Genomic DNA, 14,437 nt, shown 5'->3' on the forward strand with positions numbered 1-14,437 from the left:
ATTATTATATAATAAAACAAAAAAACAGTATATAAATTCGATAAAATAAAAATTAAATATATAATGTTTTACATATATATTAATAAAAGGAAATATTATGCTATAATAGTACCGTATAAAATTATTTACGGGGGTGGTATTAACATGTTTCAATTTGAAACACAAATACACAAATTAAGACATGATGTTTTAACTGCAATAGCTAGGCTTGGAAAAGAAGATAACCTTACAAGAGAAGCAATGGATAATATTCAATATGAAATAATAAAAGGCGAGAAACCTACATACAGATGTTGTGTTTATAAAGAAAGAGCTATAATATCTGAAAGAGTAAATGTAAGTATGGGACTATTGCCAGGTCAAGATAAAATAGATTTAGATACAATGGATGTAGGAGAAGATGAACAAATAATATATATTTTAGAAGCAGCATGTGATAGTTGCCCAATAAACGAATTTACAGTAACTGATATATGTAGAGGTTGTTTAGCACATAGATGTAAAGAAGCTTGTAAATTTGGTGCTATTACACATGTTGGGGGAATGGCTTATATAAATCATGAATTATGTAAGGCTTGTGGAATGTGTAAAAAAGCTTGCCAATATGATGCCATCTCAGAGGTTGTAAGACCATGTAAGAGCGTATGCCCAACTAATGCTTTAGGGTTTGATAGAGAAAATATGAAAGCTATGATACATGAAGATAAATGTTTAAACTGTGGTGCGTGTATGTCAGCATGCCCATTTGGAGCGATATCTGATAAGAGTTTGATAGCTCCAGTAGCTAGAAAATTAGTACAAAAAGAAAAAATGTACGCAGTAGTAGCTCCAGCTATAACAGGTCAAGTTGAAGCAAATGTTACATATGGTCAAATAAAAAATGCTATAAAATCATTAGGTTTTGTCGATGTACTAGAGGCTGCTTGTGGAGCAGATGCAGTTACAGTTCATGAAAGTTTAGAGTTTGCTGAAAGAATGGAAGAAGGAGACTCTTTTATGACAAACTCTTGTTGTCCAGGATTTGTTGGTTACATAGAAAAGACATTCCCAGACCTTGTAGGAAAAATATCTTCTACTGTATCTCCTATGATAGCTAGTGGAAGATTTATAAAAAATTATGAACCTGATGCAAAAGTAGTATTTATAGGTCCTTGTACAGCTAAAAAGAATGAAGCGGCTAAAAAGGAATTAAAAGGAGCTGTTGATTATGTACTAACTTTTGAAGAAATAATGGCACTATTTGAAGCATTTGATATAGACTTAGCTAAGTGTTCAAATGAAGATATAGATGATGCATCAATATTTGGAAGAGGCTTTGGTGCTGCTGGTGGACTTACAAAAGCTATAGAAAATTATCTTGCTGAAAAAGGTATTGGAGTTAATTTCGAACCTGTAAAAATTTCTGGTTCAAGAGAGATTAAGAAGACAATGACTATGGCTAATTTAGGAAAATTAGAAGGAAACTTTATAGAAGGTATGATGTGCGAAGGTGGATGTATAAATGGTTCTGGTAAGTTCTTATCAGGTGCAAAGGTTAAAACCACTTTTGATAGAAAAAATTCTCAATCAACTAAGAAAAGTATTTTAGCAAATACAAAAATAAAAGATTTTAGTGATATAAATCTAGAAAAATAGATTTATAGATAATCATAAAAAATATAGATGAAGAATAGAGTTGTTCTAAGTTGTAATTTAACATTAGGATAACTCTATTTTTATTTAGACTTATATTAATATATTTAAGTACTTAAAATAAAAATTAGATATATAATATTTTGTATATAACTTAACAAAGACCATGCCTATGTTATAATAATTTATGGAAATAAATAAAAAATACAAGATACATAAGAGTATAAATATAGGTGAAATAGGTGGTTTATAGGGAGGAGTACTTATGTTTGAGTTTGAAACACAGCTAAAAAGATTGAAACATGAGATTTTAACAGTTGTAGCAAAACTATCAATTGAGGAAAATTTAACAAAAGAGAACATAGAAAAAATTCCATATGAAATAATTAAAGGAGAGAAAGCAAGATATAGATGCTGCGTTTATAAAGAGAGAGAGGTAGTTCTTGAACGAGCACAACTTGCACTGAGTTTGACACCAAATACTAAATATGAAAATATAAATCCAGATTCAGTAAATTTAGGCTCCAATGAGCAAATTATGTATATAGTGGAAGCTGCATGTGATAGATGTCCAATAAATGAATTTACAGTAACAGAACTTTGTAGAGGGTGTTTGGCACATAGATGTAAAGAAGCTTGTAAGTTTGGAGCAATTTCTTATATAAATGGAAGAGCTTATATAAACCATGATTTATGCAAAGCTTGTGGAATGTGTAAAAGTTCATGTCAATATGATGCTATCTCAGAGGTTATAAGACCATGTAAAAGTGTATGCCCAACTGGTGCGTTAGATTTTAATAGAGATACTATGAAAGCTATGATACATGAAGATAATTGTATAAATTGTGGCGCATGCATGTCAGCTTGTCCATTTGGAGCAATATCTGACAAGAGTTTGATAGTACCAGTTGCAAAAAAACTTGCAAGAAAAGAAAATATGTATGCGATAGTAGCTCCAGCAATAACAGGTCAAATTGATAGTAACATTACATATGGACAATTAAAAAATGCTGTAAAATCACTAGGATTTATAGATATGATAGAAGCTTCTTGTGGAGCAGATGCAGTTACAGTTCGTGAAAGTAATGAATTCATTGAAAGAATAAAATCTGGAGATAAGTATATGACAAATTCATGCTGTCCTGGGTTCTTTAAATATATAGAGAAAATGTTCCCAGATGAAGTTGATAAAATATCTTCTACAGTATCACCTATGGTAGCCACAGGAAGATTCGTAAAAAAATTTGATTCTGATGCTAAGGTAGTATTTATAGGTCCATGTACTGCAAAAAAGAGTGAGGCAACTGAGGAATGTTTAAAAGATGCAGTGGATTATGTACTAACTTTTGAAGAACTAATGGCATTATTTGAAGCTTTTAATGTAGATTTGTCAAAATGCTCAAATGATGATATAAATGATGGTTCAATTTTTGGAAGGGGATTTGGAGCGTCTGGTGGGCTCACAAAATCAATACAGAATTATATTGCTGAAAAAGGTATCAGTTTTGATTTTGAGCCTATAAAAGTTTCTGGACCAAGACAAATTAAGAAAACAATGACAATGGCTAAATTAGGTAGATTAGAAGGTAATTTTATAGAAGGAATGATGTGCGAAGAAGGCTGTATTAATGGAGCTGGTAAATTCTTATCAGGTGTAAAAGCTAAAAATACTTTTGATAGAAAAAATGGACAATCAACTAAGAAGAGTGTTTTATCTAATGATAAAATAAAAGAGTTTGAAGATTTAAATTTAGAAAGATAGTATTAATTGATATTTTAAAAAATACTTAGTTACAATTATAAAACTAAACTATTTGTTATATTTAATGCCACAAATATGCCTAGAATTTGCCCTTTTTCTAGGTGTATTTTATTATGTCAGCATTGCTATACTATAAATATGTAATAAATAAAATTTATAGGAGCTTTTGGATGAAGAAAATAATATTAAAAGACATCATGTTTTTAATTACAACGGTATCTTTGATTGCAGTGCTATTGATTGTAGTAAATGTAACTGCTAATGGTAAGACAGAATCAACAAGTAAATCTTATTTAGATAGTGAGAAAAATAGTATGAGTCAAAATAATATTCAAAATGATATAGAAAATACTGCATTTAAAACTACTATACTAAATACTGGAAAGTCAGATTGCATATTAATTGAGATAGGCAAGAAAGCTATAATGATTGATACAGGAGAAGATAAAGATGGTGAACAAATAGTTAATAATTTAAAAGAAAAAGGTATAAATACGCTTGATTATCTAATTTTAACTCATTTAGATAAAGACCACATAGGTGGAGTTGATAGTGTGTTGTCCAGTGTTAAAGTGAATAATTTAATACAAGCAAATTATAAAAAAGATAGTAAACAATATGATGAATATATTAACTCGCTTAAAAAAACTGGTATAGAGCCTACAGTATTGAAAGAAAAAATGAATATTGTAATCAATAAAGCAAAAATAAGCATACAGCCAGCTTTAAAAAGTAATTATGAGAGTTCAAACGATTACTCGATAATCACTAGTATAAATTATGGAACACATAACTTTTTGTTTGCAGGAGATGCAGAAGAAGAACGTTTAGCTGAATTTATAAGTAAAAATACTTTAAAATACGATTTTGCGAAAATTCCTCATCATGGAAGGTATGATAAATTAAGTGAAGCATTTTTAAAATCTATTTCACCAAAATATGCTGCTATTACTTGCTCACAGAAAAAAGAACCTGATGAAGAAGTATTAGAAATATTAAAAAAATTAGATATAAAAACTTTTCTTACTTCTAATGGAGACATAGTTATAGATAGTGACGGAAATAAGTTAAGTGTAAGTCAATAGTGTTTTCTGAAAAATTGTATAAAAAAATTTAAAAAAATCATTAGCAAATATGAGACCTTAAACATAGTATATTTTAGGAGCTGAAACTCCACATACAAAATAACTAGGAGGTAACATATTATGTTGGATAGATTTTTTGGTGAAGGCGGATTTGGCGGATGTGCTTGGTGGATAATAATATTATTTTTCTTATTCTTAGCATTCCAAGACTGTTGGGCTGAAATGGACTTATGTGCATGGATACCTTTCTTAATATTATTATTAATACTTTGCGAATGTGGTGATGTTTTTGATGGAGGATGTGGATGCTAAAAAAATCAATTTAAATGATTTAAAGAAGCTTATGGTGGGTATAAACAAAATACCAAACCAATCACAATCTAGTGTTTGAAGGTAGTCGGATATCCCCCGCTACCTTCTTTTTTTATTATTCAAAAATTATTTATTCATTATTTTATTTACATACAATAATTTTCTCTAGAAAGTTTGGTATAATTAAAAAGAAAATAAATTTTATTTATAGGAGATGTAAATATGGCTATAGTGGATAAGATTTTCAATGAGATAAAACTTATGGTTGCAAGATTCTTATTGGGGAAAAAATACAGTGAATATGAAGAAAAAGATTTAGTATATAATACTGAAGAAGAAGTTATATTAATAACTTTAAAAAGATTAGTTTTCCAGGGAAATGTGAATGAAGCAGAAGAAATTTTATTTGATAAAGCTAAAACTGTAAATAGTGAAAATATGCAGTATATAGCAATAGAATTTTATACTATGCTTATGGAAAAAACTGATGAAGAATTAGAGGCTATGAATTTTTCTAAACAAGAAGTTTATCAAGGTATAGAAGATATTAGGAAGGTTTTAAATTTAGAATAAAGTATGTATAAAAATATTAAAATAAATTAATGTTAAGATGAGAATATTATATTTAAATATATAAAATATAATATTCTTATTTTATTAATAATATAAGTATATCTTATTTACCATAAAACTATCTTGAAAAAAATTAATCTTAAATGTATAATATTACTTTGAGTGAAAAAGTATTAACATTTTTTTATAAGATGTTTTACTAAAAAAATATATATAAACATACTGTTATCAAAAAGAAATTTAATTTAGTGAGGTGTTAAGATGAAAATAGGATTTGACCACAAAAAATATTTAGAAGAGCAGTCTAAATATATCTTAGAGAGAGTAAATAATTTTGACAAGCTTTATTTGGAGTTTGGAGGAAAATTAATGGGAGACCTTCATGCAAAAAGAGTACTTCCAGGTTTTGATGAAAATGCAAAGATAAAAGTATTACAACATATGAAAGAAAAAGTTGAAGTTGTAATTTGCGTGTATGCAGGAGATATAGAAAGAAATAAAATAAGAGGTGACTTTGGTATCACTTATGATATGGAAGTTTTAAGATTAATAGATGATTTAAGAGGTTATGAACTAGATGTAAATAGTGTAGTAATCACTAGATTTGAGGGACAACCTGCAACGACTGTATTTATAAATAAGTTAGAGCGTAGAGGAATCAAAGTTTATAAACATTATCCAACAAAGGGATATCCTTCAGATGTTGAAACTATAGTTAGTGATGAAGGATATGGAGCAAATGATTATATAGAAACTACAAAGCCAATTGTAGTAGTAACAGCACCAGGACCTAATAGTGGAAAACTTGGTACTTGCTTAAGTCAGTTATACCATGAAAATAAAAGAGGAAATGTAGTTGGATATTCTAAATTTGAAACATTCCCAGTTTGGAATATACCTGTGAAACATCCTTTAAATATAGCTTATGAGGCAGCTACAGTAGATTTAAAAGACGTAAATATGATAGATTCATTCCATCTTGAAACTTATGGTGAAATGTCAGTAAACTATAATAGAGATTTAGAGTTATTCCCAGTGCTTAAAAAAATAATAGAAAAAATAACTGGAAAAGAATCAATTTTCCAATCTCCAACTGACATGGGTGTTAATAGAGTTGGTTTTGGAATAATAGATGATGAAGTAATAAGAAAAGCTTCTATAGAAGAAATTATAAGAAGATACTTTAAAACTGCCTGTGAGTATAAAAAGGGACAAGTTGATAAAGGTGCTTATGATAGAATGAAAATGATTATGGAAGAACTTAACTTAAAGCCAGAAGATAGAAACGTTGTTTTACCTGCTAGAAATTACAGTAATAAGTTAAAAGAAAATGCTGATAAAAATGATACTTGTCCTGTAGTGTCACTAGAATTAGAAGATGGGACAATATTAACTGGTAAAGGTTCTGACTTAATGAATGGAACAGCAGCAGCAGTACTAAATGCAATTAAACATTTAGCCAATATATCTGATGATATGCATTTAATATCACCTGTAATATTAGAGCCTATTATAAATTTAAAAACAAAAACTTTAGCAAGTAGAAATGTTTCACTTAGCTGTCAAGAGGTTTTAACTGCTCTTAGTATTTGCGCTGTAACTAATCCAACTGCACAATTTGCTATGGAAAAGTTAGCTTTATTAAAAGGGTGTCAAGCTCATTCTACTACTATATTAAATAGAGATGATGAACAAACATTTAGAAAGCTTGGTATAGATGTAACTTGTGACCCAGAGTATCCTTCACAAAATCTTTACTATAGCTAAAAATATAATTATACAAAAAAATATGGGCTGTTTTAAAGTAATAGTTTGAGCAGTCCATTACAATTATAATAAAATCAGTAGACTGTCTTGTATAAGGCAGTCTTTTATTTTTAAAACATCCCATTTAAATTAATATATATACTGTTATCCATAAGGAATTTTAATTTAGTTCCTTGGAATACCTATTGTAAAGCTTTTACCTAGTTTTTGCAAGTGTTTTTTATGATTTTTTATAAATTATATTGAATTAGTTGATTATAAACTATTTTAGTAAGAGAAAATATTGATATATAAATAAAATAAATGAAAAAATAGCATAAAGAAACATAAGTTTGGTATAATTAAAACAGTGATGTAAATAAATTTAATCTACTTATACTTTAAAAGGTGATAATAATGGAGCTTCATAGAAAAATAATTCATATAGATATGGATGCTTTTTATGCGTCTATAGAACAAAGAGACAATAAAAAATTAAAAGGTAGACCTGTGGTTGTTGGTGGAAATCCACAAAGCAGAGGAGTAGTTGCAACGTGTTCTTACGAGGCTAGAAAATTTGGCATACATTCAGCTATGCCATCCGCTGTAGCTTATAATAGGTGCCCATATGCAGTTTTTGTAAGACCTAGATTTGAGGTCTATAAAAGTGTATCAAATCAAATAAGAAATATATTTTATAGATACACAGATTTAGTAGAGCCACTATCTTTAGATGAAGCATATTTAGATGTAACGAAAAATAAAAAGAATATTGATTCATCAATTGAAATAGCAAAGCAAATTAAAAGAGATATATTTAAGGAAGTTGGACTTACCTCTTCAGCAGGTATCTCATATAATAAATTTCTTGCTAAGATAGCATCAGATTTAAAAAAGCCTAATGGACTGACTGTAATAAATGAAGAAAATATTCAGGATTTTTTAGATAAATTGCCTGTAAGTAAATTTTTTGGTGTTGGAAAAGTCACTTCAAATACTCTTAAAAATTTAGGTATAAAAACAGGATATGATTTAAGATGTTTAGATTTATTTGAACTTGAGAGTATATTTAAGAAGAGAGGATATGACTTATATAAATTTGCGAGGGGTATAGATGACAGACCAGTAGAGCCAAATAGAGTTAGAAAATCTGTTGGAGCAGAGACCACACTAAGTCATAACTTAGATATTGACGAAGAGGAAACACGTAATATCCTTGATGAACTTTGTGAGGAAGTATGCCATAGATTAAGAAACTCTGAGAAATTTGGAAAGACGTTGACATTAAAAATTAAGTATGAGGATTTTACACAGATAACTAGAAGTCTTAGTTTAGAACATTATATTGATGAATATAATGATATAAGAAGTGGTGTTGACAATTTATTGAGAAATGTTGAAATGAATGGAAAACAAATTAGACTATTAGGAGTCACAATATCAAACTTAAGTGATAAAAAAGAAACTTATAAAGACATTACTTTATTTGAGTATATGGATAGTATTCAACTATAACTATTTGTTTAAATGAATGAATTAACACTAGTTTTAATTATATATAATTAAGGCTAGTGTTGTATTATTTTATAGAGATTTTTTTATTATTTTTTATATTTTTTGATTTTGAATATTGTATACACATGCTTGATGTTTACAGTAATGTTTACTAATATGTATTAACCCAAAAGTCGTACTTTGTTTACATAAAGGGGATATTGTGATATAATTATAAAAACAACTTATTGTGATGACAAAGGTTGCTTGTCGAAAGAGGGGATGATAAATTATGATAGAGATAAGAAACGTAACCAAGAAAATGGGAAATAATGTAGTATTAGATGATATTTCTCTAGCCGTTGAAACAGGCACATTGGTGGTTTTAATTGGCTCAAGTGGTTGTGGGAAAACTACTACTTTGAAGCTTATAAACAAATTAATAAAACCTACATCTGGTGAAATATATATTAATGGTAAACCAATTTCTCAAGAAAATGAAATAGAACTTAGAAGGAAAATAGGATATGTTATACAGAACACAGGTCTATTTCCTCATCTTACAATAAAAGAGAATATAGAATTAATTCCACGTCTAAAAAAGGAAAAGTCAGTTGAAGAAATTGAGGCAAGAACTTTACAACTACTTGAAATGGTAGGTCTTGATAGTGATGATTTTCTAAATAAGTATCCTTCAGAGCTTAGTGGGGGTCAACAGCAAAGAATTGGTGTTGCAAGAGCCATTGCAACTGATGCTGAAATAATATTAATGGATGAGCCTTTTAGTGCTTTAGACCCAATAACAAGAACATCTTTACAAGAACAATTATTTTCTCTTCAAGATGAACTGAAAAAAACTATAATATTTGTAACTCATGATATGGATGAAGCTTTAAAGATAGCGGATAAGATTTGTATTATGAAAGATGGAAGAATAGCACAGTATGATACTCCAGAGAACATACTTAGAAATCCAGCAAATGATTTTGTAAAAGATTTTATTGGAGAAGATAGAGTTTGGGATAATCCAGAATATATAAAAGCAAAAGATATTATGATAAAAAATCCTATTGCTGTTAATTCAACAAGAACTGTAACTCAAGGTATAGAAATTATGAGAAGCAGTAAGGTTGATAGCTTACTAATCATAGATAGAGCTAGAACACTAAAAGGTATTGTTACTGTAAAAGATATGAAAGATATTCATGATAAATCGACATTGCTTAGTGATATTATGTCAAGAGAGCCTTTGCATGTAAATGAAGGTGATAATTTAGTGGAAATACTAAATATAATGAACTGTAATTCAGTTGGATATATTCCAGTTGTTTCAAGTGAAAATAAACTAGTAGGACTGATTACTAGAAGTAGTTTACTTTCTGTTTTAAGTGAGCAATTCCTAGAAATGGAGGTGAGTGTCCTTGGGTAATTTTTTCAATTTTATACTATTGCAAAAAGATAAGATTATAGAGCTTTTGATACAACATATGAGCTTAACTGTTACATCCATTTTGATAGCTATACTAGTGGGTGTCCCTTTAGGAATAATTATTTCAAGAATCTCATCTCTTAGAAAAATTGTGCTTGGATTTGTAAACTTAGTTCAAGCAGTTCCATCAATGGCACTTTTGGGTCTTCTTGTACCAGTACTTGGTATAGGAAGCAAACCAGCAATATTTATGGTAGTAGTATATTCATTATTACCAATTGTAAAAAACACATATATAGGTATAACAAGTATTGACCCAGTAGTATTAGAATCTGCTAAAGGTATTGGTCTTACAAGAAACCAAACTTTATTTAAAATACAGTTTCCTTTAGCTTTGCCTATAATAATGGGTGGGGTTAGAATATCTGCTGTTACAGCGGTTGGTCTTATGACTCTTGCAGCATTTATAGGTGCTGGTGGTCTGGGATATTTAGTATTTTCAGGTGTACAAACTGTAAATAACAATATGATTTTAGCAGGAGCAATTCCATCATGTATAATTGCATTATTAGTTGATTATTTATTTAGTAAGATTGAAGTTGCAGTTACTCCAAAAGGGTTAAACCCAAAGGTTCCAAAGAAAAATTATATAGGACTTAAAGTAGTGTCTGCTATAATAATTATTGCAATGTTATTTGTTACTTTTGGTTCAAGTTTTTCAAGCAAAAAAGAGACAATAACTATAGGCTCTAAAGATTATACAGAACAACTTATTCTTGGTAATGTTTATGCTGAATTGATAGAGAAAAATACAGACCTTAACGTTAAAAAGAATTTAAATCTAGGTGGTTCTTCTGTTGCATTTAATGCTATTAAGTCTGGTGAACTTGATATGTATGTAGATTATACAGGTACACTTTTAGTAAATGTAATGAAGCATGCACCAATTAAAGATGCTGATGAAGCATATAAAGTTGTTAAAGATACTATGGAAAAAGAGAATCAATTAACTTTACTTGACCCTATTGGATTTAACAATACTTATACATTGGCCATGATGCCTAAAACTGCGGAGAAGTATGGAATAAACACTATTTCTGATTTAACTAAATATAGTAGTGACTTTACTTTCTCACCAACTTTAGAGTTTGAAAATAGAGAAGATGGTTTTGTAGGTATTTCTAGAGATTATGGTCTAAAATTCAAAGATGTAAAAGCTATGAATGGAAGTTTAAGATATACAGCTTTAGACAATGATGAATCTCAGGTTGTAGATGCATTTTTAACTGATGGTCTTATTAAAAAGTTTAATCTTAAGATATTAGAAGATGACAAAAACTTCTTTGTTCCATATTATGCAGCTCCATTAGTGAGACAAGATACTTTAAAGAAATATCCTGAGTTAGAGAAAGTGATGAATATGCTTTCAGGAAAAATAGATGAAGAAACTATGAGAGAACTTAACTATCAAGTTGATGAGCTTGGAAAATCGCCAGAAGAAGTTGCTCATTCATTCTTAGTTAAAGAAGGTTTAGTATAGAAAATTAATAGTTTATATTATGAACTTAAGTTATAGATAGTATTTTAAATACTATCTATAACTTATTTTTTTGTATACAAAACCTATATTATAGTTTTTAATTCATAATTAATTTTTAAATTGAATGAACAAGTACAACCAACTTTGAATATAAATATAGTAAGTGTGCTTATATACAATTTGCTTATCTAGTCAATTGATATTGATACATAGTCTTTTTTCGATTAAGTCGAAGGGAGGAGGTATACAGTTATGGATAATTATAAAAAAGTGAAGCAAGTGTTATGGATAATTTTATTTGCCAATTTTGCTGTAGCATTATTAAAAATAATTATTGGTAATAAAATTAAAAGCTATAGTATGACAGCAGATGGGTTTCATTCTCTGTCAGATGGAGCATCTAATATAGTAGGATTAATAGGTATTTTTTTTGCATCTAAACCAAAAGATAAAGATCATCCTTATGGGCATAAAAAATTTGAAATTATAACCAGTTTATTTATTAGTGGTATGTTATTTGTTATAGCAGTTAAGATAATTCTTAGTTCTATATCAAGACTAGCAAACCCAGTTACACCTTCTATAACTATAGAAAGTTTAATCGCTTTAGTCATTACTCTTTTTATAAATATTTTTGTCTGTATATATGAATATAGAGTTGGAACTAAACTGAATAGTTATGTCTTGATTTCAGATTCATTGCATACAAGAAGTGATATATTTGTGTCTTTAGGAGTATTGGTTACTTTAGTTGGTGTTAAGTTAGAATTTCCAGTAATAATAGAATCTGTAGTTCCTATTATTATTTCTGGGTTTATAATTTATTCAGCTTATGGAATATTTAAACCATCTATTGGAATTTTAGTTGATAGAGTAGCTGTAGATGAAGAGTATGTAAGGGAGATTGTATTTGAATTTAATGAAGTGAGAGATGTGCATAATATTAGAAGTAGAGGTAGTAAGAGTGTTATTTATATTGATATGCATGTAATGGTAGACCCATTTATAAGTGTAGAGCAATCTCATGACTTAACGCATAAAATTGAGAAACAAATACAAGAAGAAATTAATGAAAATGCTCAAGTAATAGTGCATATTGAACCTTTTTATAGTTTTTAATTTGACTATGAAGACCTAAGTATAAAAATTTATAATTCATAAAAAAAATATTATACCATAAATATTTTCTGAAAATATTTATGGTATAATATTTTTTATAGAGAAATTAAGTCTTAATATACCTAAGGAGGAATTTATTATGAGATACGTTGAATATGGAAAGACTGGGAAAATGGTTTCGGTAGTTGGATATGGAGGATTAAGATTTGATTTAGAGAAAAGCGACCAAGAAAATGCTGACTTAATTAAATATGCATATGAAAAAGGCATTAATTATTTTGATACAGCACCAGGGTATTGTGATGATAGAAGCGAGGATATATTTGGACTAGCATTTAGACAAATGATAAAAAGTGGTAAAACAGATTTTTACGTATCTACAAAAGGGAAGCCAAAAGAATACGACACAGCAGAAAAAGCAATTGATGCTGTAAAAAAGTCAATAGAGCGATTGGGCGTATCTAAAATAAATTTCTATCATATATGGAATATTAGAAAAATGGAACATTATGAATTTGCAATGAGACCTGGAGGTCAGTATGAGGGTCTATTAAAATGTAAAGAAGAAGGATTGATAGACCACATAGTATTTTCATCTCATCAGCCAGGAGATGAAGTCATAAAAGTTCTTGATGAAAATAAGTTTGAAGGTGTTACTATGGGAATTAATATATTAAACTTTCCATATAGATTAAAGGGTGCTAAACATGCTGTTGAAAATGGATATGGTGTTGTCGCTATGAATCCATTAAGTGGTGGAACTATTCCAAAGTACAATGAAGAACTTTCTTTTCTAGCAAGAGAAGGTGAAAGTACTGTAGAATCAGCTTTAAGATTTAACATAGGAATTCCACAAATAAATATATCGTTAATAGGAGTTAATAAAAAGCAGGATATAGATGATGCTTGTAAAATTGCAGATGAGAACAAAATATATTCAGATGAAGATATATATGATATTGAAACTAGATTAAGTAAAAATATGAATGAAATATGTACAGGTTGTGGATATTGTAAAGTATGTCCAAAAGATATAAACACTCCAGCATATATGCTTTTCTATAATGAAAAACAGATGTTTAAAAAGAGTGATGAAGAAATGATAAAATCGGTTTATGGGCTAGCACATTGGAATTATACAATGAATAGTAAAGCAAAAGCTAAAGAATGTATAGCTTGTGGAAAATGTGAAATTGAGTGTACTCAGCATTTACCGATAATTGCTAGGTTAAAAGAAATTAAACAATGGGAAGAAAATGGAGTTAATAATGTTACAGTATAATCAATTTATAATGTACTTAAAATTTGTATAGTATTTAATAATAGCTTAATTTATAAGGGGGTGTCTCAAAATGAACTTTTTAGTTCATGAGGCACTCTTTTTTGTATGGAATCAAATATATTTTCATCATTTCAACAATGAAAAAGAGGCTTATCTGTATTTTGAGACAGCCCCTTATATTATGCTTTGATTTATTGTAGTGAAATTTATACTAACTGACAGCATCTATTTTTATATTGAATCATTCCAATATTTTACATTGAAATCACTTGCAAACTCTAATTTTATAGGCTTCGAATATATATTACACAAATAATTTTTATTTAATTATAGCTTTTAATAAAGTAAATATTGTGGTTGTAAATAAGGAATTATTCAATTACAATAAAACAAGTAAGGATATTATAAAAATGATTATTATAATTAAAAGAATAAATTGTAGGTAGTAACAAATCCTATATAA

The 14,437-nt window shown here is 28.6% G+C and carries 11 protein-coding genes; all 11 read left to right on the forward strand.

The genetic code is table 11. The annotated features are described in order from the left end of the window. Positions 1-144 precede the first annotated feature (144 nt). The 11 genes from KGF48_RS16005 (at position 145) to KGF48_RS16055 (ending at position 13,974) form a co-directional block, all read left to right on the forward strand. Positions 145-1,635, forward strand: coding sequence for a 4Fe-4S dicluster domain-containing protein (locus tag KGF48_RS16005; protein WP_227829854.1), 1,491 nt, complete (start codon positions 145-147; stop codon positions 1,633-1,635). 262 nt (positions 1,636-1,897) lie between these two features. Continuing rightward, complete coding sequence (locus tag KGF48_RS16010; RefSeq protein WP_227841404.1) at positions 1,898-3,394, forward strand: 4Fe-4S dicluster domain-containing protein; 1,497 nt, start codon at positions 1,898-1,900, stop codon at positions 3,392-3,394. A 170-nt stretch (positions 3,395-3,564) separates the two neighbouring features. Next, complete coding sequence (locus tag KGF48_RS16015; RefSeq protein WP_227841405.1) at positions 3,565-4,479, forward strand: MBL fold metallo-hydrolase; 915 nt, start codon at positions 3,565-3,567, stop codon at positions 4,477-4,479. 120 nt (positions 4,480-4,599) lie between these two features. Further along, positions 4,600-4,791 carry a hypothetical protein gene (locus tag KGF48_RS16020; RefSeq protein WP_003418667.1) on the forward strand — a complete coding sequence of 64 codons (192 nt, stop codon included), beginning with the start codon at positions 4,600-4,602 and terminating at the stop codon, positions 4,789-4,791. Positions 4,792-5,013: 222 nt separating this feature from the next. Next, a complete protein-coding gene (locus KGF48_RS16025) occupies positions 5,014-5,364 on the forward strand; it encodes a DUF6483 family protein (protein WP_227436740.1) in 351 nt (116 codons plus the stop codon). Between the two features lie 261 nt (positions 5,365-5,625). Further along, positions 5,626-7,131, forward strand: coding sequence for a DUF1846 domain-containing protein (locus tag KGF48_RS16030; RefSeq protein ID WP_227840885.1), 1,506 nt, complete (start codon positions 5,626-5,628; stop codon positions 7,129-7,131). Between the two features lie 396 nt (positions 7,132-7,527). Then, positions 7,528-8,625: a DNA polymerase IV gene (dinB, locus tag KGF48_RS16035; protein WP_227840886.1), complete on the forward strand. Its 1,098-nt coding sequence runs from the start codon at positions 7,528-7,530 to the stop codon at positions 8,623-8,625. A 271-nt stretch (positions 8,626-8,896) separates the two neighbouring features. Beyond that, positions 8,897-10,033, forward strand: coding sequence for an ABC transporter ATP-binding protein (locus KGF48_RS16040; RefSeq protein WP_227829848.1), 1,137 nt, complete (start codon positions 8,897-8,899; stop codon positions 10,031-10,033). Continuing rightward, positions 10,026-11,573, forward strand: coding sequence for a glycine betaine ABC transporter substrate-binding protein (locus tag KGF48_RS16045; protein ID WP_227829847.1), 1,548 nt, complete (start codon positions 10,026-10,028; stop codon positions 11,571-11,573). The genes KGF48_RS16040 and KGF48_RS16045 overlap by 8 nt, the downstream gene beginning before the upstream one ends. 252 nt (positions 11,574-11,825) lie before the next feature. Further along, positions 11,826-12,692, forward strand: coding sequence for a cation diffusion facilitator family transporter (locus KGF48_RS16050; protein WP_227868245.1), 867 nt, complete (start codon positions 11,826-11,828; stop codon positions 12,690-12,692). Positions 12,693-12,831: 139 nt separating this feature from the next. Beyond that, the gene (locus tag KGF48_RS16055; protein ID WP_227840887.1) at positions 12,832-13,974 is read left to right on the forward strand and encodes an aldo/keto reductase; all 1,143 of its coding nucleotides are present in this window, start codon (positions 12,832-12,834) and stop codon (positions 13,972-13,974) included. Positions 13,975-14,437: the final 463 nt, after the last annotated feature.

This window comes from Clostridioides sp. ZZV15-6388, assembly GCF_020657755.1.
Classification (GTDB): domain Bacteria; phylum Bacillota; class Clostridia; order Peptostreptococcales; family Peptostreptococcaceae; genus Clostridioides.